This is a genomic window from Tepidibacillus fermentans (assembly GCF_004342885.1).
Lineage (GTDB): Bacteria > Bacillota > Bacilli > Tepidibacillales > Tepidibacillaceae > Tepidibacillus > Tepidibacillus fermentans.
In genome coordinates this window covers 22,616-46,827 of sequence record NZ_SMAB01000007.1, presented here as the reverse complement: position 1 = coordinate 46,827, position 24,212 = coordinate 22,616, and the positions used below count along the sequence as shown (strand labels likewise).

Here is a 24,212-nt window from a genome sequence, read left to right as displayed (position 1 = left end):
CCCAGTCGCATTGATAGAAACATACAAGCCTTAATACATTAGAATCAAGGATGAGTTTCAGGGTTTATTCGTGATTAGAACAATTACATCATTCATCGTCATTTCTGGAGAATAAGAATAAGTACCTGCTTTAATTTCTTTTACTAGACCTTGCTTCTGAAGAATTTCTATGAATTCTTGTTTATCTTTAATGATACGTTGCTTGTAGAGCAAATCTGCAATTTCATTGGTGGACATCCCTTTCTCAATTCTAAAAGATATGGGAGTTCCTTGATCTTTATATGGTTGTGACTGTGTTTGATTCTTGTTCTTTATTTGTTCTATTTCTTCCTTTGTGTATAACTGGTACCCATATTTATTAGCAGCCTCTTTAATTTCTTGTATAGATAATGGTTTGGATTGGTCTTTTGTAGAAAAATCATCTTGGTTTTTTGTAGGTAAAATCATGAAAATGAAACTACTAATCATCAATCCAATTCCTAACCCCATTAAAAAATTTCGGTTTCTAAACATATGAAAACCCTTTCTTCATCAATTCAATAACGAGTTCTACTTCTCCTTGCCCCATATTGGTTTTTCGTGCGATTTGCTGAATACTTTCCCCATTTTGATAGAGTCTCATCACCTCTTGATATTTGGGATTGATTTGTTGGGAAAGTGTTTTTTGGCTTTTTTCGAGTTTATTTAATCGTTCTTCTATGAGATTGACCTTTTGCTCAACATTTGTAAAAAATTGTTGTTGCGATTCTTTAATTTTTTGGATGAATTCATCATTTTCCAAAGAAAATTGAAACGTAAAATCTTCAATGATTTTTTCAATTTTTTCTTCCATCAACTGTTGGTCTTTGGGTTTAAAAAATGCGAGGACAACAATTCCAACTCCAAATAAAAAAAGAAGAATTTCTACCCATATTTCTCCCATATGATCACCAATCACTTCATTATAATTCTAAGTCTATGAATCTACCCTTAGTTTGTTCATGATTTTTCGGGCTTCTTAATGTGTTATGTTCTTGTAATAAACTCTTTTTCAACTCTTCAGTTTTTCTTTTTCGTTTGGCCTCTATTTTTTTTGTCTGTGTTTTCAGATGGCTTTGGTTGATTAGATCTGTTTGCTGAATTTGCTTTTGAATTTGACCTACGGTTTGTGTTTTCGGTAGTGCCAATTGTAATTCGATCACTTTTAAACTCAAACTACATACCTCCTTAAGGAAGTAATTGTCGTGACACAATTTCCCCTTCTTCAAAAATGAATTTTACGCACTTATGCACATCCTTGATAAATTTTCGCTGTTTTCCGATCACGAGTTTCACACCAGGATAGATTACATTTTGTACCTCAATGCTCGATTGATCATTCATATTCATGTTTATTTCAATTGTTTTTTCTCGAAGATCTAATTCTTTCATACGTTTCTCAATCAACGATTTTTGATTCAAAAGTTCAGTGAGTAAACTCTGTTTATTAGGTGGTAAATCACCCATTGTTCTTTGAAGTCGATTGATAAAATGTATTGCTTTTTCTATTTTATCAAATAATTGAAAATTTTCCCGCTTTTTTTCTTGTAATTCTCTTAATTCTTCTCGTAACATTGGATTAATTCCTACTTCAATCGATGTTGGTGTCGCTAAATGATTTCCAATGATGGAAGCAATCACCTTTGTACCGGCATTGGTTTGTCCACCAACAATCAATCCCTTTGTTCCTAAGCAAATGACTTCTTTTCCTGCGATGATTTCACTACGCATGATACTTTGCGAAATATGTACATTTTCACCAGCATACACCGTTGCGTCCATAATGTATAAAGCCTTAACACTTTTAGCTGCTCTGATGGTTGATCGTTGATAGCCGATAACTCCTTGTTGTATTTCGATATTCCCGCGTTTTGAGATTAATTCCGCACCTTCTACATATCCAAAAATTTTAATATCATCTAAAGCATGTATTTTGAAACCATCTAAAACATTCCCACTTACAATGACAGTACCAACAAAATCAATATTTCCTACGCTAAAGTCTACATCTCCCTTTACTTCATAAATAGGTAGTACCTGAACCTTATCGTCAATGACAACTTGACCATCCACTGAAGCGTAAATACTGTCTTTCGTTTCATTTAACACGACATTTTTTCCTATTTTAAAGGAGAGATCTTTTCCAGGTTTTGCTGGTATTGTTTTTCCTCTAACCGTTTTCCCCTCTTCTCCTTTGGTAGCAGGAATTTTTTGTGCGATTAATTCACCTTTTTTTACATTAATAATGGTATTGACTGAATAATAATCAACTCGATCCCCTTCTACTACTTTTGGTTTATTCCGTTCTTTTTCCTCTAATATCACCCATTTGATTTTTGCATTCTCTCCGTGTATCGGTTTTAAACCCTTTGCTATTTCTATTTGTTTTTCACTATATGATAAAGGGTGTTTGCAAATGAGTGATAATAATTGCTCATCGATACCATAAATAATTTGCTGTTGTTTTAAAAGCTCGATCATTAAATGTAAAGGGATCTCTTCATTTAAACGTTCATCTTCTCGAATTGAGAGGATCGCGACCATATCAGATTGATCAATTTTCACTTTGACGATTTCATTGAGATCTGTTAATTTCCACGTCATGATTCGCCCATCCTTATAATAAACTCTTAAAATAATTGATTTTTCATTCGTCCTAATGAACCTCTTAAACGGTAGATTGCTTTTGTATGCAATTGAGAAATTCTTGAAGGTGATAATCCTAGAATTTCAGATATCTCCGTAATATTCAGTTCTTCATAATAGTATAAAGTGATTACTAATTTTTCTTTTTCAGGTAAGCGATCAATCGATTTGGCTAAAACATCTCGAACAAATTCACGACTGATTTTTGCATCAAGATTTTGACGTGGATCTTCTAATCGGGTTGCACGTGTTGTTTCCTGTTCAAAATCTATTGGCTCATCAAGAGACAAACAATGCAAAAAAGAAGTTTCCTTTAATTGTTGATAAAACGCTTCAAGTGAAAGATGAAGATACTCACTCACTTCTTTGTCGGTGACACTTCTTAAGTACTTTTGCTCTAGTTCTTGGTAAGCCCTCTGAATTTTTTTTGCCTTTTCCCGGATGGAACGAGGAATCCAATCTGTTTGACGTAGCCCATCAAGAATTGAACCCCTGATCCTTAGTGAGGCATAGGTTTCAAACTGATAACCTTTCTGATAATCGAATTTTTTTAGAGCATCTAAAAATCCGATCATTCCATGGCTTCTTAATTCATCATAAGTGACTTGGTCTGAAATTGAGGGTTGCATCTTTAAAACAATTTGGTCTACGATTCCAATATAATAGTTTACTAATTGATGATAAGCCTCTAAATTCTCATCATGCCGCCACTGTTCCCATAGATGTTCAATATTCACTTCTTGTTGACTTTGCATGAGATGAAACTCCTCTCTTAATCATCATGGGACCAAACTCGTACTCCTTTTACAATTTGCTCGATATTTTGCTCATCAGTTTTGATTTTTTCAAACTCTAATGGTTGGAAGTCAATTAGATTTGATTTTTTTTGATCATCTGTTTGGTATATTTCTTCAAATAACTTCTGATCATCATCTTGAGTAGTCGTTAACTCGATATGTTGGTAATTAGCATTTTCTTTTTGACGAGTACCAAAAACAAGATAAAGTTCTCTTAACAACCAAGTAAAAAAATAGAAAAAAACAAATGCAAAGATACTGCGAACAAAGGCTGTGGAAAACAGATTTAAACGTGAATTCATGATAAAGATTAAGATTGATATACTAAACGCAAGAAGTAGTTCAAATTTTCTTTTCTTGATCGATTTCATATTTCCTGAACACCTTTATTTACTGTTCTAATATATAAAATCCCACTAAGTGTATCCAATTCAATTGTTCGGCCAAAATTACCTCCTGTATCTTCTGCAACAATCGATATACCTAATTTCTTTAAGGTCTCTTTTGTTGCTTCTACATTTCTTGGACCAATTCTCATCATGTCATTTTGGGATTGAAATTGAAACATCTGAGCTCCACCAGCAATTTTTGCAATAATTAAGCCTTTTTTTGCTCCTAAATTCGTCATTTCATCCAATAATAAGGGAATTGCTGTATCTGCATATTTCGCTTTATTTATCTTACCTACCCGTACCATCTCTGATGATGGTAACATAATATGAGCCATGCCACCAATCCTAGTTACTGGATCATATAGTACAATTCCCACACAAGAACCTAATCCAGTTGTCCGAATACGATTAGGAGCAGTTACAGTATTTAAGTCAGCCATTCCTACTTTTATTACATTTGTCATTCCCACGGCACTCCTAATGCAGAAAATAATGTAGAAAATGATTCTGTATCTGGTATTAAGAAAAAATGGCCTTCTACAAGCTGCTGTCCTTCAAAAAAAGTCGTATCGATGACAATGGCTACATCACTAAACTGACTGACTTGAATTAATCCAAAACTTAGAATTGCTCCTACCATATCAATCGTTATGGCTGGAACAGTAGGATATAGTTTGAGATTCGTGAAATCCGCAAGCGATGAGAGATAGGAACCTGCTAATATGTTACCAAGCTCATTAAGAGCAGAATTTTCTAAGTCAGAAAAAAACTTCTGTTGGTTTGCCATGGGTCCTAATATTTCTTTCAGAAGTTTTTTCGCAGAATCAATGGTCATCATAAACAACATATTCCCAGGGGCATCTCCTTCAACTCGTAGAAAGATACAAACCATAATTTGGTCTGAACCGCCCAATAACTCTTCTACCTCTTCAAAAGGTAATATTTTAACTTTTGGAACATTCATCTCTATTGTTTTTTTGATCATTTTTGAAAGTGCAGTAGCCGCGTGAGCTGCCCCAATATTACCAACTTCTTTCAGAAAATCAAGCTGAATATCTTTTAATTCATGTAGCTCTTTCGTCATAGTTATGCCCCAAACTTTTCTAGTTGTTTCAATTCATCTGCATTTAAAATTTTATCAAGGTTTAACAAGATAAGAAGTCGGTTTGTTAATTTTGCTACCCCCCGCAAATAAACGGCTTCAACTCCACCAACAACTTTTGGTGGTGGCTCAATGGCACTATCTGGAATATCGATCACATCATTCGCAGCATCGACAATCAACCCAACCTCCATCTCTTCTACATGAACGATGATTATGCGGGTCGAATCGTTATATTCTTTTTCTGAAATACCAAGACGATTTCTCAAATCAATAATTGGGATAATCACTCCACGTAAATTAATGACTCCTTTTACAAAGGATGGGGTATTTGGAACTCTTGTAATGTGTTCCATTCGTTCAATTGATTTTACTTGTTGAACATCAACCCCATATTCCTCAGAATCTAAACGAAAAACAATTACCTTCACTTCACCAAGATTTTGATCTACTTGTTGATTCATAAATATTCCCCCTATTTTATCAAAGCATTTGTATCAATAATTAAAGCGACTTGTCCATCACCAAGAATCGTTGCTCCCGAAATAGCAAAAACGTTAGGTAAATAAGAACCTAATGATTTCAAAACAATTTCTTGTTGACCAATGAAAGAGTCGACGACTAAACCAGCCATTTTATCTCCTTTTCGAACAATTACCACAGAGATATCCTCTTCTTCAATTTCTCCATCTGGAACAGCAAAAATCTGTTTTAATGGGATTAAGGGAACTATATGGCCGCGAAAATCAATGACTTGTTGCTTATGAGCATACATGATATCTTTTTCCTTATAAATAGCCGTCTCAATAATTGAACTTAAAGGAATCGCATATTTTTCTCTCTGTATTTGAACGAGCATTGCAGAAATAATCGACAATGTTAATGGGAGTTGGATAATGAATGTTGTCCCTTTTCCAGGTGTTGAATCGACAGTAACAAATCCACCTAGAGTTTCAATTTTGTTTTTTACAACATCAAGTCCTACTCCACGACCTGAGATATCGGAAACCTTCTCGGCAGTGCTAAATCCCGACTGGAAAAGAAGATTATATACTTGTTTGTCAGATAGCTGGTTCCCTTCTTCTCTCGTAATTAATTTTTTTTCAATCGCTTTATTTAACACTTTTTCTCGATTAATTCCCCGTCCATCATCAGTAATTTCAATAAAAACATAATTGCCACTATGGTACGCTTTTAAAGTAATTTCTCCCTCTTCAGGTTTATGATTTTTAATTCTTTCTTCAACCGATTCAAGTCCATGATCCACTGCATTTCGAAGTAAATGAACGAGTGGATCACCAATCTCATCAATTACTGTGCGATCAAGTTCGGTTTCTGCACCAAAAATATTTAGATTTACTTTCTTATTTAATTCCTTTGCCAAATCACGAACCATCCTGGGAAAACGATTAAATACTTGCTCAACTGGAACCATTCGAAGGTTAAGAATAATATTTTGTAGATTACTGCTAATTCTATTCATATGCTCTACAGTATCTGTTAGTTCAGCATGATTGATTTCATTTGCTAACTGTTCCAGACGTCCCCGATCGATCACAAGTTCGCTAAATAGATTCATCAATTCATCTAAACGCTCAATATCAACTCGAATCGTTTTTGCCGACAAATGTTTTTTCTGTTGGCCATTCGTACCTGCTGATGATTTATTGCTATTCTTTTCGACCGTTTGAGTTTCCATATGTTGATTTTGACTTGTGAGTTGATCTTTTTTTATTTCTAGAATATGAATTGATTGAATCTCAGAAATATTTAGAATCGCTTTTCGGATTTCTTCTTGATTCTTTTTCGAAATCAGTATAATCGTAAAATCATTACCAAATTCATCGTTTTCAATTTCTTCTACTGGTGGATTCGACTTAAGAATTTCTCCATAATTCTCTAGTTCCTTAAAGACCATAAAGGCTCTAGCTGATTTGAGAATTGTTTCTTCATCAAGATTCACTTGAATTTGATAAATAGAAAAATCAGATTCCATCGACTGTAAAAGTACCGTTAATTCATATTCATCAAACGTAAGTAATGTTTGACTTTGTAGATTATTTGTTGTAGTAGAATGATTTGAATTCACTTCTTTCAAATCATGTACTGGATTTCCTGATAATATGGTTTCAAGTTGTGTAATGAGATCTTCAGTATCAACTTGATCATGACCTTCATTTACGATCATTTCGACCATTTTTTCTAAGCGATCTACACAATGAAAAATAACATCCATCATATTTGAATCTACGACTTTTTTATGATTTCGGACCTGATCGAGCACATTTTCCATCTCATGGGTTAAGCTTGCCATTTTTTCAAAGCCCATCGTTGCAGCCATTCCTTTTAATGTATGGGCAGATCGAAAGATTTCATTGACAAGATCAGTATTTTGAGTATCCGTTTCCAGTGCTAATAATTTTTCATTTAAATTTTGCAAATGTTCTTTTGATTCTTCTAAAAAAATATCAAGATATTGATTTAATTCCATGATTGCCACCCTCTTTGTTTTTGTATCGTTTCTACGATTTTATTTGCAATATCATATAAAGGAACAATCATATCTATCACTCCACTTTTAATTGCAGATTTTGGCATTCCAAAAACAACACAAGTGCTTTCATCTTCTGCAATCCTTATCACATTTCCATCTTTGTGCATCGATTGAAGTCCTTTCGTTCCATCACTTCCCATCCCGGTCATAATGACCATTACTTTATTTAGAGGTACATCCGATAATGACTTGAATAATACATCCACAGATGGTCGATGTCCACCAACAGGATCATTTTGATTCAATCGAATGAAATATTGGTTGGATTGTCGTTCCACAACCATATGATAGTCGCCTGGTGCAATGTATGCCGTTCCAGGTTGTAAAGCTTGTTTATCTTCTGCTTCCACTACATGAATTTCTGAAATAGAATCTAAACGGGTAGCAAGTGACTTTGTAAAGCCTGCTGGCATATGTTGAACAATCAGAATCGCATAAGGAATATTTTTAGGTAATTTTGTAACAACTTCTTGTAAAGCTTTTGGTCCACCGGTTGATGTACCGATCGCCACAATTCCTTGAATGTTCTGATTATCTTTAAGCTGCTCAATATACTTTTGAGTTTGATTTCGTATACTAATAAAACCTTTCTTATTTATATTCCACTGCCTGATCCATTTTTCCTTTTGTCGATACGCAATTAATATCTTATCAACCAATTCATCTTTTACTTTTGCAATGTCAAACGATATTGCTCCTGATGGTTTCGCAATAAAGTCAAAGGCCCCAAGTTGTAGTGCATGGATCGTAGTGTCTGTTCCTGTTTTTGTAAGACTACTTACCATAATGATCGGGACAGGATGGTTTTTCATAATTTGTTCTAGTGCTTCCAACCCATTCATCCTTGGCATCTCAACGTCGAGGGTAACGACATCTGGTTTTAACTTTTTTATTTTGTCAATTGCTTCTATCCCATCTTTAGCTGTATCAACAACTTCAATAAGTCCACTTTTCGACAAAAGATCAGAGATTAACTTTCTCATGAAAAAAGAGTCATCGACAACGAGTGCACGTACTTTTGTCAAACCATCACTCCTATCTACGAAACAAGGAATACATTTTTTCCAAAAAAGCTTTTGTTCCACCTATTGGATATGGTTCTTGTTTTTGAATGTACTTTTCAACAATTGTTCTTATGTTTTTACTAGCCTTACTATTAGGATAGGATAAATAAAATGGCTCCTGTCTCTTTACTGCTTTTGATACATGTTCATCGTTAGTGATATATCCAAGGTAATGGATATCAAAATCTAAAAAGTTTTTTGAAACGATCCGGATACGATTTGCTGTACTAAGCGCTTCTTTTTCATCAGAGGACCGATTAATAATTAAAGAGACTTTTTTTGTTTTTTCCCTGGAATGAATCATTTTAATGATCGCATAGGCATCCGTAATCGCTGTTGGTTCGGGAGTAGTAACCAAGAACACTTCATCAGAAGAGAGCATAAACTTTAATGATTCAGGTGATATGCCTGCTCCCGTATCTACAAGTAAGGTATCAACATGTCCATTTAATAATTGAAATTGTTCAAATAGGTAGGACACGTTTTGCTGGTTTTGTTGACTTATAAACAATTCTAAATCTGAACCTCCAGCAATGAAGTTGAGACCTTTAGGTCCTTTTTCAATAATTTCCCAAATACCAAGTCGTTGTTCTAAAAGATCTTGTAAAGTATATCTGGAATGAACTCCCATTAAAACATCGATATTTGCTAAACCGATATCAGCATCTAGAATGGTTGTTTTGTGGTTATGGTCCAATAAAGCCAATGCAAAGTTTAAGGTGAAATTCGATTTCCCTACTCCACCTTTACCACTCGTGATCGTAATTACACGAGTTGATTGCACTTTCTGAGGAGAGGTTTGTAATTTTCTTCGAAGGCTTTCTGCTTGATCATTGCTTATCACCGATCACCCCTCCTAAAATGGCTTTCGCAATTTTCTCCTCATCAAAAATTTCGATATCATCCGGGACATTTTGCCCAATTGTTAGATAAGACACCTGATATGGAAATTTTGAAACTATGTTAACAATGGCGCCATAGGTTATCGTCTCATCAAATTTAGTAAATAATAATTTATCTATTTTAACATTCTTAAAGCGTTCAAGAATCGAAAGCATATCTTCATATTTGTGAGTTAAGCTTAAAACTAAATAAGTTTCACTTTTAAAATTTGTTGATAGAAGATGATTTAACTCCGATATATACATCTCATTATGATAATTTCGACCCGCAGTATCCATAAAGATGAGATCATAATCTTTCAATTTTTCTAAAGCTTTTATTGTATCTTGTGGTGAAAATACCACTTCAATAGGTGTGTTTAATATCTCTGCATATGTACGGAGTTGGTCAACAGCAGCAATACGATATGTATCTGCCGTAATAAAGGCAATTTTTTTGTGATGTTTAAGTACACTCTCAGCAGCTAGTTTTGCGATCGTCGTCGTTTTGCCTACTCCAGTTGGTCCAACGACATGGATCAATTTCGTTTGGGATTGAATTTCTTTATTCGTACCATTCTTACGCAACTTTTCAATAATTTTTTGGATTGTGACTTCATAAACATGTTTTTTTTGGTAATTTTCCCCTATATTTTGTATAACTTCTGAAATAATAGTTCCTGCAAGTTCTTCTTCAACTCCCTGTTTAATCAGGCGTTGATATACTTCTTTTACTTCATCAGAATAGTTAGAATCCACACCATTGCTTTGTTGGTTCATCATCAGTTGAACCATTAGTTTCTTGATGTCTTTAACCTCTTGAATGATTGTATCAGATTGTGTTGAAGGTTGATTGGGGTCTGAATCATTAGATGAGTGAACCGTTTGCGACCCTTTTATTTTATTCACATTTTCGATCTGTCGTGATGAAGTTGAATTTTTAGGAAGTGATTTTTCACTCTTTTGATCAACTGCAGCGATCACTTCTACTTTTTCCTTTCCAAAAAAGCCCAAAAATCCTCCAACCTTAATCTTTTTTGTATGCAATATAATCGCATCTTCTCCTAACTCCACTTTAATCTGTTCCATTGCTTGCGGTAGTGTATTTGAAACATATCGTTTTACCCTCACTGTAAATTCACCACTCCTATGCTTTGCACTTCAACATGAGGTTCTAATTCATTATAAGATAAAACCGGAACTTCTGGCATAAGACGTTCTACTACTTGTCTAAAATACATTCGAATCATAGGCGAAATTAAAAAAATAGGTTGACTTCCCGTTTTTACGATTCGATTGATTTGCTCGCTTACATTACGATAAATGATTTGGGAAGTGGTAGGGTCTAAAGCTAAATAATTTCCTTGTTCTGAATGTTGAATGCTCTCTGCAATCTTCTTTTCTAGATCGGGACCAATTGTAATTACTTTTAACAGTTTGCCATTTTCTGCATATTGTAAAGTGATTTGTCTTGCTAGGGCTTGTCTTACATACTCGGTTAATACGAACGGGTCTTTTGTATAACTAGCATAATCAGCTAGTGTTTCAAAAATCGTTACAAGATTTCTGATTGAAACTTTCTCTTTAAGTAAATTCGCTAAAACCTTTTGAATCTCCCCTATCGATAACAAGTTTGGAACTAGTTCTTCAATAAGAGCTGGTTGTGATTCTTTTACATGATCTACAAGTGCTCGTACTTCTTGTCTTCCTAATAATTCGTGAGCGTGTCGTTTGATAACTTCCGTTAGATGAGTAGCCACAACAGAAGGAGCATCAACAACGGTATAACCTGCTATCTCCGCTTTTTCTCTCACTTCTTCATTAATCCACAAAGCTGGTAATCCAAAAGCTGGTTCTGTCGTTTCAATCCCTGTAACTGAATCATCATCCACTCCTGAACTCATCGCTAAGTAATGATCAAGTAAGATCTCACCTTCTGCAACAAGGTTACCACGAATTTTAATGATGTACTGATTTGGTTTTAATTGAATATTATCACGAATACGAATAACAGGTACCATTAAACCCAATTCGAGGGCAATTTGCCTACGAATCATGATAACCCGATCTAACAAGTCACCTCCCTGGTTTGCATCAGCTAGTGGAATCAAACCGTAGCCAAATTCAAATTCAATCGGATCAATAGAAAGCAACTGCATAACATTTTCAGGACTACGTATTTGTTCCATTTCTTGCTCTTCTTCAATTTGTTCATTGATCACTTGTTCTTTTAATTGGTTCTGTTGCATACGGTACCCACCTATTGCTAAGACACCAGCAACTGGAAAGGTAGTAATTGGAGATATAAAAAATCCTAGTACTGCAATAGTGGCTGCAACAATATACAAAAGTTTAGGATAAGCGAAAATTTGACTAGTTACATCTTCACTTAAATTACCTTCTGATGCAGCTCTCGTAACAATAATACCAGTTGCTGTTGAGATCATTAGAGCGGGGATTTGACTTACCAATCCATCACCGATAGATAATAATGTAAACCTTGCTGCAGACTGAGCTACATCAAGATGAAAATAAACCATTCCAATGATAAAACCGCCAATAATATTAATAATCAGAATAACAATTCCCGCAATGGCATCACCTTTTACAAATTTACTCGCTCCGTCCATTGCTCCATAAAAATCTGCTTCCCTTTCAATCGTTCTTCGTCTTTCCCTTGCTTCCTGTTCCGTAATCATACCCGCATTTAGATCTGCATCAATACTCATCTGTTTTCCCGGCATTGCATCCAGGGTAAAACGTGCAGCTACTTCCGCTACTCGTTCTGATCCTTTTGTAATAACTACGAATTGGATCACAACAAGTATCATAAAAACAATAAAACCAACTACTGGATTTCCCCCAACAACAAATTGCCCGAATGCCTCAATGACTTTCCCTGCATCACCACGTGTTAAAATCGAACGGGTGGTTGATACGTTTAAAGCAAGTCGAAACAATGTTGTAATTAATAGCAATGAAGGAAAGATGGAAAATTGCAGCGGTTCTGTCGTAAACATTGAAACTAATAGAATCGTTAATGATAGCGAAATATTGATAATAAGGAGAAAGCTTAATAACCATGTAGGCAGAGGAAGAACCATCATCATGATTATAAGAACAATGGTGACTGGTATGGCAATCTGTCGAAACTGTTTCAACTCTGTTCTCCTCCCTATTTAACCTTGGCTACACCCTTAATTCGATAAACGTAAGCCAAGACTTCTGCGACTGCTTGATATAATTCAGTCGGAATAAAATCATCAATTTCCAATTGATAGTATAAAGATCTAGCTAACCACTTATTTTCAACGATAGCAATGTCATGTTCTTTTGCTACCTCTTTTATTTTCAATGCTAAATAATCCATACCTTTGGCAACGACTTTAGGGGCTTCCATTTCATTTGGTTTATAGGAAATGGCTACTGCAAAGTGAGTAGGGTTTGTAATCACGACATCTGCTTCAGGTATCGCTTGCATCATTCTACTCATAGCCATTTGTCGTTGCCTTTCTTTTATTTTCCCTTTAATTAAAGGATCACCTTCTGATTTCTTAAATTCCTCTTTTATCTCCTGTTTAGACATCCGAAGATTTTTCTCGTAATCGTAACGTTGATATACATAATCAAATATAGATAGGACAATGAACAAAACTGAGGACTTTAACCCAATTTCTAGCATTAATTTACCGATAATCGAAACGATCCCATTCAGATCAAACTGATATAAACTTAATAATTTTTCTCTGTTATCCCATAAAACAGCATAAGTTGTATAACCAACTACGATAATTTTAAAAATCGATTTTAATAGATCAACAAGTGCTCTTTTGGAGAAAATTCTTTTTGCCCCTTCTAGCGGATTTAACCGATCTAATTTAATCTTTAAGGGTTCACTGATAAACATAAAACCAATCTGCATTAAGTTTCCGGTAAGGCCCCCAATCAACGTAATCGCAAAAATCGGAAGTATTGCCCAGATTAAATCAGAAAGTATTCCAAGAAAAAGTGGTCGTATGTTATCTATAGTTACATCATATAAAAGATATTGATTAAAAAACTTTCTATAAATATTCAATATATGTTTGGATAAATAAGGGCCTGATAAATAAAATAGTAAAAATGATAATAGAAAGATAATTGCAGAGGAAAGTTCTGCTGTTTTGGCAACCTGCCCTTTCTTACGCGCCTCCTTTTTTTTCTGGGGCGTTGCTTTTTCAGTTTTCTCACCTGCAAAATATTGCAGATTCATTGGTAGTTGCTTCATATTATGACCCCATTAAATCTAGCAATTGTTTCATCGAAATAAACGTCTCTGCAAAGAGTTGTTTTAAAATATAAATGAACCCTGGGGCGATCACAATCATCATCAAAAAGGTAACGATGATTTTGATTGGTAAACCTACAACAAAGATATTGAATTGAGGAACAGTTCTTGAAACAATTCCCAATGCCATGTCACTTAAAAAAACCGTTCCAACGATTGGCGCAGCCATCTTAAACGCGATAATAAACATCGATTGGAATATATCGATACCAAAACGAATGATAGACTCGTGATCAAGCTGAGATATCCAATCCATACCAATAGGGATTTTATAGTAACTAGAAACTATACCATCAATAAAAAGATGGTGACCATCTAAAGCTAGTAATAAAAGAATGGCAAACATATATTTGAAATTTCCCATAATAGGACTTTGAATTCCTGTTTGCGGATCAATTACATTGGCGATCGCAAAACCAATTTGCATGTCAATCAATGAGCCTGCAACTTGAACAGACATAAAAAGTAATTGTGCAAGCCATCCCAATGCTAAACCAACCAAAATTTCACGAAAAAGATAAAACAAATAGGTTCCATCGATTGTCAAATCATTAACATTCACCTTAATCACAGGTAAAATAACCAATGAAATGAAAAAGGCGAATCCTAGTTTATAAGATGTTGGAACTCCTCGTGAAGAAAAAACGGGAGCAGTTACAAAAAATGATGTCATTCGAATAAAGACAAGTAAGAATAGATAAAAGTATGTAAATGTAAACATGAAGATATCATCCTATAAAATTACCTAATTGGCCAAAGATTGCTTGAGTAAATTCTACTAATCGAGATAGCATCCATGGTCCAAAAAAAACAATAGCAAGTAAAACAGCAACAATCTTAGGAACAAAAGCTAATGTTTGTTCTTGAATTTGCGTAGTTGCTTGAAAAATACTAACCAGTAATCCTACTAAAAGGCCCAAACCGATGACCGGTGCACTTACGATTAAGATCGTATAAACGGCATTCTCAAAAAGATGAATCACAAAGTTTTCCGACATAGTTTTCCACTCCTAATGGAAGCTTTCTAATAAAGATTTCACAACTAAATACCATCCATCAACAAGTATAAATAGTAAAATCTTAAATGGTAATGAAATCATAACTGGTGGGAGCATCATCATTCCCATTGCCATTAAGATACTCGATACAACCATATCGATAATTAAGAATGGTATAAAAATCATGAAGCCCATTTGAAACGCTGTTTTTAATTCACTAATTGCAAATGCTGGAACTAGCACACTAAGAGGCATTTGATCCACGTTTTTTGGCTTGTCCATTTTGGCATAATTTAAAAATAAAAGAATATCTTTTTCTCTTGTTTGTTTGATCATAAATTGCTTAAAGGGCTTTGCTGCTTCATTAAAGGCTTGTTGTTGAGTAATTTTCCCATTCATATATGGTTGTAACGCCTTTTGATTCACTTCGGTAAAAGTTGGTCCCATGACAAACAACGTTAAGAATAATGCTAATCCTATAATCACTTGATTTGGTGGCATTTGCTGAGTAGCTAGTGCATTTCTCACAAATGATAGAACAATGACGATTCTAGTAAAGCTCGTCATTAATATTAAAATTGCAGGTGCCAATGATAGAACAGTTAATAGCAACAAAATCTGAAGAGATGTCATTACATCCTGAGGTTGATCCGATGTTCCTACTTTAAAATCGAATCCAGGTATAACTACACTCGATTCAGCATGAACAGTTAGAGGAATGAACAACAGGAAAATGAAGAAGCCAAAAAATATATAGCCAATTTTCTTATTCATCTGAATCCCTTTTCCCTAATTTTTCTGTTGAGGTATCACTTTTCGTGTGAATAATTTCCTTTAATGATTGTGTTCGTTGCTCTTTTAAGTCTGCCATTTTTCGATTCAGTAATTCTTCAAATGATTTTATTGAGTGGATTTTTTCTAAATTTTTCTTCTCCATGAAACGTTTTAAAGGAGAAAAAACAGATTTTATGTGATTTAACCATCCTATCAATCTATCATTTGCGATAGAAGGAGCAGATACCAAATCTCTTATTTGTTGCAATTCTTCTTGGTTATCAATGATCTGTAACAAGTGAACATCTTGTCCAATACCTAAAACATAAATTTTTTGACCTATTTCCACGAATTGAATCGATTTATTTTGTCCTAATGGAATCCCTCCAAGAAGTTGAAAAGCATTTGAGCGAACCAAACCGTTTTTCCGGGAGAGAAAACGAAACAGAAAGTAGATCATTGCTAATATGAGAAACAAAAAGAAAATAAGTTTAAAGAATTGCCACCCCAGATTAGGTTCTTGAAAAGTTTGATTTTCCTCTGCAAATGAAATCTGAGATGGGGACAATAAGAAAATAATGAATAATGAAAAAAACGAACCATATGATGTCATCCTTATCCAAGTGCTTTCGTAATCGCTTCAATCACACGATCAGCCTGGAAAGGTTTAACAATAAAGTCTTTCGCTCCTGCTTGAATTGCATCAATAACCATTGCTTGTTGTCCCATTGCTGAACACATGATCACTTTTACATTCGGATCAATTTTTTTAATTTCTTTTAGTGCTGTAATGCCATCCATTTCAGGCATCGTAATATCTAAGGTTACCAAATCTGGTCGGAGTTCTTTATACTTTTCCACAGCCTGTATTCCATCGCTCGCTTCACCAATTACCTCAAAACCATTTTTAGTTAAAATTTCCTTAATCATCATTCTCATAAACGCTGCATCATCAACAACTAAAATTCTTTTTCCCATATTGTTCTTTCTCCTTTCATGATTATTGCAATTTGCGAATTCGATCAGATTGACTAATAATATCTGTGACCCTGACGCCAAAATTTTCATCAATAACGACCACTTCACCTTTAGCAATTAACTTATTGTTTGCAAGAATATCCACAGGTTCTCCAGCTAATTTATCTAATTCAATGATTGAACCCTGTGCCAATTCTAAAATCTCTTTGATCATTTTTCTTGTTCTACCTAATTCTACTGTAATTTGTAAAGGAATATCCATCAAGATTTCTAAATTAGGATCTAAGTTTTTTACAGATTTTTGTAAATCAAAATCTGCAAATTGTGCGGTTTGTATTTTGGGATTCTGATTTACTTGCTCTTTATTCGTTACATTTCCAGAAGAATGATAATAGGTATCTCCTTTTTCATAACGGTTCGTCGGTTTTGACTGATATTCAATCCCTTTTGGAAGATCAATCACATCATGTAGATTAGATAAATCATAATCATTGCTTGTCTCTTCTTGAACATTACGAGTGGAAGAATTTGTACTTGAAGTATCTGTTCCTAATAACTGACCAACCATCTTTTTTGCTAAATCAACGGTTGTTATTTGCATGATATTCGAATCAATTAACGTCCCTACACGCAGACGGAAGGAAACTTTAATAAGAATATCATCATTTGGAATATTTTCTTCCCCTATTCCCTCGGTTAAATTAAGAATATCAATTCCTGGCGGTGAAATGTTAACTTTTGAATTAAAAATCGTGGACATCGACGTTGCAGATGAACCCATCATTTGGTTCATTGCTTCTTGCACTGCACTAATATCCATCTCCGTTAAGTTATCGTCTAAAACTTGACCACTTCCTCCCATCATCAAATCAGCAATAATCTTAGCGTCTGATGACTTGATAACTAGAACGTTCGTTCCTTGTATACCATCTGTATATTGGACATACACTGCAACATATGGAGTTGGAAATTCATTAGCCAAATTTTTTCTTTCTATAGCTGATACAGTAGGTGTAGTAATTTCAACTTTTGTTCCTAATAGTGTAGATAATGCAGTAGAAGCACTACCAAAAGAGATATTTCCAATCTCTCCTAAAGCATCCTGTTCCATCGGAGTTAAATATTCATCTATATCTACCGAGTTCTCTTGATCCCCTAATGTTTGTCTTAATAATGCATCGATTTCATCTTGGGATAACATCTCCCTACTCATTTTGATTCCCCCCTTCCTCTATATTCTCAATGATTTGTACTGCTATCTTTCCCTTTGATAACCCTGGTTGTACATAGTATTTTGGTACATCACCAACTGAAGCGACTAATGGTTCTTTTACATTTTTATCCAATTGTATCACATCTCCAACATCTAATTGTAAAAGGTCGGAAATCGTTATTTCAGTATGACCTAATTCCACTTTAATGGGTAATGCTGCGAAACGAATCCTTTTTTGTAATTTTTTTACATCTTCTTGGTTCGCGATTTTTTTTTGCTCTGAAAACCAATTATGTGACGATAATTTTGGCATGATCGGTTCTAAAACAACATGTGGCAAACAAAGATTAACCATTCCCGAAGTATCTCCGATTTTCGTATTAAAAGAGATCACGGCTACAGTTTCGTTAGGCGAAACAATTTGCATAAACTGAGGATTCACTTCCATCATTTCTAAACGGGGGTTGATATCGATTATATTTTTCCATACCTCTTGAAAGTAATCCAAAACTTTACGAAACATACTTTCCATAATCATTGTTTCAATTTCGGTTAAATTCCCAATCTTATCTGGGGCAATTCCAGGGCCTCCCAAAACCCGGTCCATCATCGCATAGGCGATGTTAGGATTTACTTCTATTACCATTCTTCCTTCAAGAGGCTTTGCTTCAAAAATGTTCAAAATCGTCATTTTAGGGATCGAACGAATGAATTCCTCATATGGTAACTGATCAACGGAAACGACCGTAAACTGGACGAAGGTTCTAAGCTGTGCCGAAAAATGGGTGGTTAAGAGACGAGCAAAATTTTCATGAATGCGTGTTAAACTTCGAATTTGATCTTTGGAAAAACGAAGTGCCCTTTTGAAATCATAAACTTTTACCTTCTTCTGTTCTTCTTCTTTTTTCAGTTCTTCTGCATTCATTTCTCCAGAAGATAATGCTGCTAATAGTGCATCGATTTCACTTTGCGAAAGAATCTCGCTCATTCTAATTCACCTCCCCAGTTATACGGAAACCTATTGTAAAAAGATTTGGGTAATATCAACATGGACCACTTTGCCCTCTAATAAAATCTTATTTAAACGAGAGATCAATTCCACCTTAAATTGATTAATTTTTTCCTCACTCGCAAAAGATTTGGCAGTTTGGTTCTTTAATAGCAAATTTACTTTATCTTGAATTTGGAACATTCGTTTTTCAGCCTCAACCTTTGCGTCTTTATTATCCATTTGTAAAGTCATTTCAAGCACAATAACCGTAGAATCTCCTAAATTTGTACTAATTTTAGGTACTTTTACAGTCAATGGTACAATTTCGTCAATCGATGGTGCTTTCACTTGATTACCTTGAACCGATTTAACATTCCAAAAAGTATATTGATACAAGAAGAAAGCAACAACAACTAATAGAGCGATCGAAATAATAATAATTAAAGACATATTAAATAATTTGTTTTTGAACACGGTTTTACCCTCCGCCTTATTTTACTCACTTTGTATCGTATGAGTTCGCCGAATAAAATCCTCAAATCGTTGAATAATTTCATCCACACTTTGCTTGACCATTATTTTTTTACCGGTAGTTAAAGTGACAATTGTATCTGGGGTGCTTTCTACCGATTCGATTAATAAACCGTTAATGACGAATTCTGAACCATCTAATCGGTTTACCTTGATCATTATGTATAGCCCCCTATTAGGGACTGGGGAGAGAGCTCCCCAGTTACCTATTTACAATCCTATTATCGTTTCAAGTTAACAAGTTCTTGTAGAATTTCATCCGATGTAGTAATAATCCTTGAGTTGGCTTGGAATCCACGTTGAGCTACGATCATTTCGGAGAATTCATTCGTTAAATCAACATTAGACATTTCTAGGGTACCGGTACGAATGCTAGTTCCTAATTCTGTTGGGACATTGATATCGTCAGCTTGAGCATTTAAAGATTCGATATATAAACTATTTCCCGCTTTTTCAAGACCGCCAGGATTGGTAATTTTCACAAGACCAACTTTTACAAATTCAGTTGGATTTGTGCTTGTTGGATCTTTGGCTAATTTTATAACCGAGCCATTAGCTAATGTAAGATCAATACCACCGTCAGAAGCGATATTATAGGCGACCACTTTTTCCATTTGCTTTGATGCATTTGTATCGTAAGCATTGTCAGGAATTTGAATATTTGTCGGAATTGTATTTCCATTTACATCGATTACGGCTTTTCCAGTATTATCAACAACTACCCCTTGAACATAATTTCCTTGTGGAGTTACTAAGTACCCATTATCATCTAGTGTAAAATTCCCTGCTCGAGTAAAATAGATTTTATTATTGGGAGCATCTAATACTTGGAAGAATCCATCTCCATCAATTGCAAGATCAGTAAGCACATTTGTGGTCTGAAAACTTCCAGGAGTATGTAAAGTATCAATAGTACCAACCATCGAACCTAATCCCACTTGTTTAGGATTCATACCTCCTCGTTGTCCAGCTGTTGGCTGCATGGCACTACCGATCTTTTGACTTAATATATCTTGGAAGTTGACTCGACCTGCTTTAAAACCTACTGTATTCACATTAGCAATGTTATTACTAATCACATCTAATTTAACCTGAAAACCTTTCATACCTGAAATACCAGAATATAATGAACGCAGCATAATTAATTAACCCTCCCTTTAATATCACCGTATCAATCGGTCAACGGTGTGAGGCCCCCCGTTAGGGTCCAGCCTATAAGATGATAGCACTATCAATTTGCGTAAAAACATGTTCTTTCATTGAATCTTTATCCATTGCGGTCACTACAACGCGGTTCGGAACATTAACGATAAAGACAAGATCATTGATTAAAATCATCGAATCCTTTGAACCTTTCTTTGCAGCTTTTTCTACCGCCTGATTTAACTGTTGGATCTCATTAGAAGCAAGCTCTATTCCACGACTGTCTAACCTTTGCATAGCATGAGCGCTAAATTTTAATTCCTTTTGTTGCGGTTGTATCTGCTGTGTAAGAACATCTTTAAAACTAGGGCCTTGGTTTGGAATCGAATTTTTCTTTTCCTGTGTTACAATCGGGTGTTTTGGAAAATACGTTTGACCAATTCTAAATGTTTCACTCAAGATGATGCACCTATTTCTACTTTATATAATTCGTAAATTGGAATCTCAGACTCACCAATCGTCACATAATACTCTCCGTCTTTCATTAAAACACTCGTGATCAGTCCTGATTGTTCTTTCCCATCCGTATTTTCCCAGTAACCAATCTTTCCAATCAGGTTAGAAATTGCTCCAAGAGAATTTTGTTGACTTAATAAAGCCTCTATCCCTGCCATCCCATTTGCCATATTGGTGATCTGCTCTAAACTACTAAATTGAGCCATTTGTGCTATAAAATCTTTGTCTTGCAATGGTTGTAATGGATCTTGATTTTTAAGTTGGGTAATAAAGATTCTTAAGAAATCATCTTTTCCAAGTATATCCTTTCTTTCATCTTGCGGATTTGTACTTGTTGTTGCAGAAATACTTGTACTACTTGTTGTTGCTTGTGTATTCATTGGCACCCTCCTTTAGGCGGTATAATCAATCCCAGATATTTGGTAAGCTACCCCATGAAATTCCTCTTGTTCATCCGAATAAACATAATAAGAGGATAAATTCTGTTTCGGTCGAGAAAATTGTCTAGCCGTTTGCTGTTGTTGTGAAAATTGAAATCCACCTTTCATATCTTGGAAAGAATGAGTAGCTGGTGAAGACGGGACATGTTGGACTTCAATTCGTTCAACGATAAAACCCTGTTGAATAAGCGATTGACGCAATTGTTGGATTTGGCCTTCCATTAATTCTTTTGCTACTAGAGTATCTGCTACCAATTGAGCTGAAATTTGACCTTGATGGCTGGTAATTTTTACATCAATTTGGCCTAACTCTTGAGGATGTAACTGAATTTTCGTTTCCGATACACCACTTGGCAATTGAACATGCTTTACAATCACCTTTCCTAATTCATTAGCAAAGTTGTGAGTTAGAGGAAGGGATTCCGACTTATTCTGATAAGTCGTAATTACCTTTGCATCCTTGATAATAAAAGGTGTAATTTGATTCGATTGTCCTGAATTTTGGTCAGTGACTAAATGAATACTTTCATCAAAAGATTTAATCGATTCTCCGTCCTTTGATGAAACGATTGGTTCGTTATGCGTTTGTGTATTCATCATATCCTTTTGAAACTCAACTTTATCCAATGAAATACCCAATTGATCCAGTGCTCGTTGTAATTGTTGATTTTGGCCTTGAGTCTCCATTTGTCCTTGGATAACGGTTAATTTCACATTTCCATGGTCTATTTCCTTTGGATGAAATCGATATTTTTCAGGACTTTTTGGGTTTAGAATCGTTTCAATATTGCTTTGCTGGATAGGATCTTCCTTTGCATCTTCAATAATTGGTAATATCGGCGATTGATTTAGATTACTTAGCCTTTGACTCGTGTTCATAGTAGCTGAGCCACCCAAAGAATTTATTTGTTCACCGTCGAGTAGTGAACCAACAGTCGAGTAAGTATTCGTTTGGGTGTACACCATACTCTTTTGAAACTCTATTCCATCTACTACTCGAATCCCTAGTTTGGCCAATAATTGTTGAATTTGGCCTTGAGTCTCCATCTGTCCTTGTGTAACGATAAATTTCATATTTCCATGGACAGTTTTTGTTTCCTGTTTGTTAGAACTTTTTAGATATAGGGTCGTTCCAATGTTGTTTTGCTGAACAGAATCTGTTTTTTTATCTCCAATAATTGATAAATTTTGCAATTGATTTGTGTTATCCAAACTTTGATTCGTATTACTCTGAACGTAATTTGTATGCATAGTAGTTGGATCATCAGAAAATTTTATGGGTTCATTTTTTGTCTCATTTGTCCAAGCCGTTATTCCTTGAAGCTTAATACCATTTCCTTGAATTTCTGGCTGTTCCAATAATTGTTCTAATACTTGGAGTTGTGACGAAGGCAATTCAGTAATTGTTTGGATAACAGCTGAACTTTCTGAAGTTAATGGAATCTGAAATAGGGACCCTATCAGTGGATTGATGAAGTCGTTTTGACCTTTATCTTGCTTTGTATTCTCTTGTGACTTCTCGTTCCCATTCGATAAACCCACATTACCAACAGATTCTAACTCTTGTTTTTCAGTTTGTAACAAGGATGAGTGTTCCATTAATCCAATTAACAAATTTGAAAAATTAACACTTACATTTTCAGTAACTGGCGTTATCACTACGTTCGTTAATGAATTTGAATTTTGGTTTTGAAAAATAATCTGTGAACTGATACCATTTGCTATTTGCGTATTCATCTTTTCTCACCTCCTTTCAATGTCTCTAAATCACTCTGCTTACTGAGCCGGAGTAGTCGACTTTAACTTTAGTGATAAACTTGCTGCTTTTTTGGGATCCATTTTTTCTAGAATAAGGCTTTTATTATCTACACTCATCTGACTTAAAATATTTGCTGCTTCCTGCTCATTAAGATTCGCGAGTATACTTGCAGCATTCTTTGGATCCATATTGGAATAAACTTTTGCCAGATCAGTCCATTCTTTTTGATTCGCCTGATCTGATGTGTTTTTTATTTGTGCTTGATTTGTTAAATCATTTATTTGTTGCTGTAATTGAGCTAATTCTGTATCCTTTTTTACCATATCGGTTTTCAATTGCTTAATTTGGTTATTCTTTTGATCTAAAGCAGCTTTTAGCTCTTGTATTGTTTTTTCTAATTGCGGGTTTTGTTTTGAAGTCGTATTTTGTTTTGTACTTTGGTTTACTTGCGCATCAGGGATGAACTTTTCGATAACAGGTATCTGATTAAGAGTCGTTAAAATTTTTCCTTTGACATCATAACCAAGGAACCAAAATAAAATCATGGTCAATATTGTAATAAACAAAACTGGAACAATGACCATAAAAAATAGCCATTCCAACTTGCTATACTCTTTTTCAGCAGTTGGCTTCATAATTGTACTCCCTTCTAATAATAAGACCGATAAGTGGCTAATTCATCCATTTCCTTTTGCTCATTTCGATCCGATTCTAGCAAATATTCTTGTAATTTTTTTTCTCGGAAATTCTGCCAGATCTTTTCTTCTATTCTAACTTCTTTTAACTGTTCCTTCTTTTCTCGTAATTTTTTTTTTGTCTGTTCAATCATTTCTTTTTGCAGTTTGATTTGTAATTCGATATAAGTAAGGTAATCACGTATTTGTTGTATCTCAACAATTGATATCCCTTTTTGTTGTTCCATTGATAATAGGCTCTCGATCCGTTGTTTATCAAAAAAAAGGCCAGATAATTTTTTTTCTTCATCTTGTAAATCATTTAATAGATTCGCATAACTCCATTCCACTTGCTCACGATTTTTTTCTTTCATATCGATTACTTTTTGCAAATGAAATTGAAATTTTTTCATC

The 24,212-nt window shown here is 34.7% G+C and carries 30 protein-coding genes; all 30 read right to left on the bottom strand.

From position 1 onward, the window contains the following. Positions 1-57: 57 nt before the first annotated feature. The 30 genes from EDD72_RS06140 to fliJ all read right to left on the bottom strand — a co-directional run bounded on the left by EDD72_RS06140 (position 58) and on the right by fliJ (position 24,211). The gene (locus EDD72_RS06140; protein ID WP_132768350.1) at positions 58-513 is read right to left on the bottom strand and encodes an endolytic transglycosylase MltG; all 456 of its coding nucleotides are present in this window, start codon (positions 511-513) and stop codon (positions 58-60) included. Next, positions 506-922: a DUF2802 domain-containing protein gene (locus EDD72_RS06135; RefSeq protein ID WP_132768347.1), complete on the bottom strand. Its 417-nt coding sequence runs from the start codon at positions 920-922 to the stop codon at positions 506-508. The genes EDD72_RS06140 and EDD72_RS06135 overlap by 8 nt, the downstream gene beginning before the upstream one ends. A gap of 19 nt (positions 923-941) precedes the next feature. Further along, a complete protein-coding gene (locus EDD72_RS06130) occupies positions 942-1,193 on the bottom strand; it encodes a hypothetical protein (RefSeq protein ID WP_132768345.1) in 252 nt (83 codons plus the stop codon). A gap of 13 nt (positions 1,194-1,206) precedes the next feature. Continuing rightward, on the bottom strand, positions 1,207-2,622 hold the full coding sequence (locus EDD72_RS06125) for a DUF342 domain-containing protein (RefSeq protein WP_132768343.1): 1,416 nt from the start codon (positions 2,620-2,622) through the stop codon (positions 1,207-1,209). Between the two features lie 26 nt (positions 2,623-2,648). After that, on the bottom strand, positions 2,649-3,419 hold the full coding sequence (locus tag EDD72_RS06120; protein ID WP_132768341.1) for a FliA/WhiG family RNA polymerase sigma factor: 771 nt from the start codon (positions 3,417-3,419) through the stop codon (positions 2,649-2,651). 17 nt (positions 3,420-3,436) lie between these two features. Beyond that, a complete protein-coding gene (locus EDD72_RS06115) occupies positions 3,437-3,832 on the bottom strand; it encodes a hypothetical protein (protein ID WP_132768339.1) in 396 nt (131 codons plus the stop codon). Next, positions 3,829-4,317: a chemotaxis protein CheD gene (locus EDD72_RS06110; protein ID WP_132768337.1), complete on the bottom strand. Its 489-nt coding sequence runs from the start codon at positions 4,315-4,317 to the stop codon at positions 3,829-3,831. The genes EDD72_RS06115 and EDD72_RS06110 overlap by 4 nt, the downstream gene beginning before the upstream one ends. Beyond that, a complete protein-coding gene (locus tag EDD72_RS06105; protein ID WP_132768335.1) occupies positions 4,314-4,937 on the bottom strand; it encodes a chemotaxis protein CheC in 624 nt (207 codons plus the stop codon). Before EDD72_RS06105 ends, EDD72_RS06110 begins: the two co-directional genes overlap by 4 nt. Before the next feature lie 2 nt (positions 4,938-4,939). Then, complete coding sequence (locus tag EDD72_RS06100; RefSeq protein ID WP_132768333.1) at positions 4,940-5,419, bottom strand: chemotaxis protein CheW; 480 nt, start codon at positions 5,417-5,419, stop codon at positions 4,940-4,942. An 11-nt stretch (positions 5,420-5,430) separates the two neighbouring features. Continuing rightward, positions 5,431-7,446: a chemotaxis protein CheA gene (locus tag EDD72_RS06095; protein ID WP_132768331.1), complete on the bottom strand. Its 2,016-nt coding sequence runs from the start codon at positions 7,444-7,446 to the stop codon at positions 5,431-5,433. Beyond that, the gene (locus EDD72_RS06090; protein ID WP_132768329.1) at positions 7,437-8,534 is read right to left on the bottom strand and encodes a protein-glutamate methylesterase/protein-glutamine glutaminase; all 1,098 of its coding nucleotides are present in this window, start codon (positions 8,532-8,534) and stop codon (positions 7,437-7,439) included. The genes EDD72_RS06095 and EDD72_RS06090 overlap by 10 nt, the downstream gene beginning before the upstream one ends. Before the next feature lie 10 nt (positions 8,535-8,544). Beyond that, entirely contained in the window at positions 8,545-9,417 is an 873-nt protein-coding gene (locus tag EDD72_RS06085; RefSeq protein WP_243643787.1) for a MinD/ParA family protein, read from the bottom strand. After that, the gene (gene flhF, locus EDD72_RS06080; RefSeq protein WP_132768327.1) at positions 9,404-10,585 is read right to left on the bottom strand and encodes a flagellar biosynthesis GTPase FlhF; all 1,182 of its coding nucleotides are present in this window, start codon (positions 10,583-10,585) and stop codon (positions 9,404-9,406) included. Before flhF ends, EDD72_RS06085 begins: the two co-directional genes overlap by 14 nt. Continuing rightward, on the bottom strand, positions 10,582-12,615 hold the full coding sequence (gene flhA / locus EDD72_RS06075; RefSeq protein ID WP_132768325.1) for a flagellar biosynthesis protein FlhA: 2,034 nt from the start codon (positions 12,613-12,615) through the stop codon (positions 10,582-10,584). The genes flhF and flhA overlap by 4 nt, the downstream gene beginning before the upstream one ends. A 14-nt stretch (positions 12,616-12,629) precedes the next feature. Beyond that, complete coding sequence (flhB, locus tag EDD72_RS06070; protein WP_132768322.1) at positions 12,630-13,721, bottom strand: flagellar biosynthesis protein FlhB; 1,092 nt, start codon at positions 13,719-13,721, stop codon at positions 12,630-12,632. Between the two features lies 1 nt (position 13,722). After that, positions 13,723-14,502, bottom strand: a complete 780-nt coding sequence (gene fliR, locus EDD72_RS06065) for a flagellar biosynthetic protein FliR (protein ID WP_132768320.1) — start codon at positions 14,500-14,502, stop codon at positions 13,723-13,725. Between the two features lie 7 nt (positions 14,503-14,509). After that, positions 14,510-14,779 (bottom strand): flagellar biosynthesis protein FliQ, encoded by a 270-nt coding sequence (gene fliQ / locus EDD72_RS06060; protein WP_132768318.1) that lies wholly within the window; start codon positions 14,777-14,779, stop codon positions 14,510-14,512. A gap of 12 nt (positions 14,780-14,791) precedes the next feature. Next, the gene (gene fliP, locus EDD72_RS06055; protein WP_132768316.1) at positions 14,792-15,553 is read right to left on the bottom strand and encodes a flagellar type III secretion system pore protein FliP; all 762 of its coding nucleotides are present in this window, start codon (positions 15,551-15,553) and stop codon (positions 14,792-14,794) included. Further along, entirely contained in the window at positions 15,546-16,013 is a 468-nt protein-coding gene (locus EDD72_RS06050; RefSeq protein WP_165894982.1) for a flagellar biosynthetic protein FliO, read from the bottom strand. Before EDD72_RS06050 ends, fliP begins: the two co-directional genes overlap by 8 nt. A 155-nt stretch (positions 16,014-16,168) precedes the next feature. Beyond that, entirely contained in the window at positions 16,169-16,531 is a 363-nt protein-coding gene (locus tag EDD72_RS06045) for a response regulator (RefSeq protein WP_132768312.1), read from the bottom strand. A gap of 22 nt (positions 16,532-16,553) precedes the next feature. Further along, positions 16,554-17,744 carry a flagellar motor switch phosphatase FliY gene (fliY, locus tag EDD72_RS06040; protein WP_132768310.1) on the bottom strand — a complete coding sequence of 397 codons (1,191 nt, stop codon included), beginning with the start codon at positions 17,742-17,744 and terminating at the stop codon, positions 16,554-16,556. Next, complete coding sequence (fliM, locus tag EDD72_RS06035; RefSeq protein ID WP_132768308.1) at positions 17,737-18,732, bottom strand: flagellar motor switch protein FliM; 996 nt, start codon at positions 18,730-18,732, stop codon at positions 17,737-17,739. The genes fliY and fliM overlap by 8 nt, the downstream gene beginning before the upstream one ends. 30 nt (positions 18,733-18,762) lie before the next feature. Continuing rightward, complete coding sequence (locus tag EDD72_RS06030) at positions 18,763-19,209, bottom strand: flagellar basal body-associated FliL family protein (RefSeq protein WP_132768306.1); 447 nt, start codon at positions 19,207-19,209, stop codon at positions 18,763-18,765. Between the two features lie 21 nt (positions 19,210-19,230). Next, a complete protein-coding gene (locus EDD72_RS06025) occupies positions 19,231-19,425 on the bottom strand; it encodes a flagellar FlbD family protein (RefSeq protein ID WP_132768304.1) in 195 nt (64 codons plus the stop codon). Positions 19,426-19,487: 62 nt separating this feature from the next. After that, positions 19,488-20,405: a flagellar hook-basal body complex protein gene (locus EDD72_RS06020; protein WP_132768302.1), complete on the bottom strand. Its 918-nt coding sequence runs from the start codon at positions 20,403-20,405 to the stop codon at positions 19,488-19,490. A gap of 73 nt (positions 20,406-20,478) precedes the next feature. Beyond that, on the bottom strand, positions 20,479-20,868 hold the full coding sequence (locus EDD72_RS06015; RefSeq protein ID WP_243643786.1) for a TIGR02530 family flagellar biosynthesis protein: 390 nt from the start codon (positions 20,866-20,868) through the stop codon (positions 20,479-20,481). Then, entirely contained in the window at positions 20,865-21,305 is a 441-nt protein-coding gene (gene flgD / locus EDD72_RS06010; RefSeq protein WP_132768300.1) for a flagellar hook assembly protein FlgD, read from the bottom strand. Before flgD ends, EDD72_RS06015 begins: the two co-directional genes overlap by 4 nt. Positions 21,306-21,317: 12 nt before the next feature. After that, the gene (locus EDD72_RS06005; protein ID WP_132768298.1) at positions 21,318-23,102 is read right to left on the bottom strand and encodes a flagellar hook-length control protein FliK; all 1,785 of its coding nucleotides are present in this window, start codon (positions 23,100-23,102) and stop codon (positions 21,318-21,320) included. Between the two features lie 39 nt (positions 23,103-23,141). Beyond that, positions 23,142-23,759 (bottom strand): MotE family protein, encoded by a 618-nt coding sequence (locus tag EDD72_RS06000; protein WP_132768296.1) that lies wholly within the window; start codon positions 23,757-23,759, stop codon positions 23,142-23,144. A gap of 14 nt (positions 23,760-23,773) precedes the next feature. Further along, positions 23,774-24,211: a flagellar export protein FliJ gene (gene fliJ, locus EDD72_RS05995; RefSeq protein WP_132768294.1), complete on the bottom strand. Its 438-nt coding sequence runs from the start codon at positions 24,209-24,211 to the stop codon at positions 23,774-23,776. Position 24,212: the final 1 nt, after the last annotated feature.

What these genes read in the sequence shown, in the direction of transcription:
- fliJ (WP_132768294.1), bottom strand. Translation starts at nt 24,211, where the DNA reads ATGAAAAAATTTCAATTTCATTTGCAAAAAGTAATCGATATGAAAGAA.
- EDD72_RS06025 (WP_132768304.1), bottom strand. Translation starts at nt 19,425, where the DNA reads ATGATCAAGGTAAACCGATTAGATGGTTCAGAATTCGTCATTAACGGT.
- EDD72_RS06125 (WP_132768343.1), bottom strand. Translation starts at nt 2,622, where the DNA reads ATGACGTGGAAATTAACAGATCTCAATGAAATCGTCAAAGTGAAAATT.
- EDD72_RS06005 (WP_132768298.1), bottom strand. Translation starts at nt 23,102, where the DNA reads ATGAATACGCAAATAGCAAATGGTATCAGTTCACAGATTATTTTTCAA.
- EDD72_RS06100 (WP_132768333.1), bottom strand. Translation starts at nt 5,419, where the DNA reads ATGAATCAACAAGTAGATCAAAATCTTGGTGAAGTGAAGGTAATTGTT.
- EDD72_RS06135 (WP_132768347.1), bottom strand. Translation starts at nt 922, where the DNA reads ATGGGAGAAATATGGGTAGAAATTCTTCTTTTTTTATTTGGAGTTGGA.
- EDD72_RS06140 (WP_132768350.1), bottom strand. Translation starts at nt 513, where the DNA reads ATGTTTAGAAACCGAAATTTTTTAATGGGGTTAGGAATTGGATTGATG.
- flhB (WP_132768322.1), bottom strand. Translation starts at nt 13,721, where the DNA reads ATGAAGCAACTACCAATGAATCTGCAATATTTTGCAGGTGAGAAAACT.
- EDD72_RS06095 (WP_132768331.1), bottom strand. Translation starts at nt 7,446, where the DNA reads ATGGAATTAAATCAATATCTTGATATTTTTTTAGAAGAATCAAAAGAA.
- EDD72_RS06115 (WP_132768339.1), bottom strand. Translation starts at nt 3,832, where the DNA reads ATGAAATCGATCAAGAAAAGAAAATTTGAACTACTTCTTGCGTTTAGT.
- EDD72_RS06050 (WP_165894982.1), bottom strand. Translation starts at nt 16,013, where the DNA reads ATGATCTACTTTCTGTTTCGTTTTCTCTCCCGGAAAAACGGTTTGGTT.
- EDD72_RS06110 (WP_132768337.1), bottom strand. Translation starts at nt 4,317, where the DNA reads ATGACAAATGTAATAAAAGTAGGAATGGCTGACTTAAATACTGTAACT.
- EDD72_RS06000 (WP_132768296.1), bottom strand. Translation starts at nt 23,759, where the DNA reads ATGAAGCCAACTGCTGAAAAAGAGTATAGCAAGTTGGAATGGCTATTT.
- fliR (WP_132768320.1), bottom strand. Translation starts at nt 14,502, where the DNA reads ATGTTTACATTTACATACTTTTATCTATTCTTACTTGTCTTTATTCGA.
- flgD (WP_132768300.1), bottom strand. Translation starts at nt 21,305, where the DNA reads ATGAATACACAAGCAACAACAAGTAGTACAAGTATTTCTGCAACAACA.
- EDD72_RS06020 (WP_132768302.1), bottom strand. Translation starts at nt 20,405, where the DNA reads ATGCTGCGTTCATTATATTCTGGTATTTCAGGTATGAAAGGTTTTCAG.
- EDD72_RS06045 (WP_132768312.1), bottom strand. Translation starts at nt 16,531, where the DNA reads ATGGGAAAAAGAATTTTAGTTGTTGATGATGCAGCGTTTATGAGAATG.
- EDD72_RS06120 (WP_132768341.1), bottom strand. Translation starts at nt 3,419, where the DNA reads ATGCAAAGTCAACAAGAAGTGAATATTGAACATCTATGGGAACAGTGG.
- EDD72_RS06105 (WP_132768335.1), bottom strand. Translation starts at nt 4,937, where the DNA reads ATGACGAAAGAGCTACATGAATTAAAAGATATTCAGCTTGATTTTCTG.
- fliM (WP_132768308.1), bottom strand. Translation starts at nt 18,732, where the DNA reads ATGAGCGAGATTCTTTCGCAAAGTGAAATCGATGCACTATTAGCAGCA.
- fliP (WP_132768316.1), bottom strand. Translation starts at nt 15,553, where the DNA reads ATGAATAAGAAAATTGGCTATATATTTTTTGGCTTCTTCATTTTCCTG.
- fliQ (WP_132768318.1), bottom strand. Translation starts at nt 14,779, where the DNA reads ATGTCGGAAAACTTTGTGATTCATCTTTTTGAGAATGCCGTTTATACG.
- fliY (WP_132768310.1), bottom strand. Translation starts at nt 17,744, where the DNA reads ATGAGTAGGGAGATGTTATCCCAAGATGAAATCGATGCATTATTAAGA.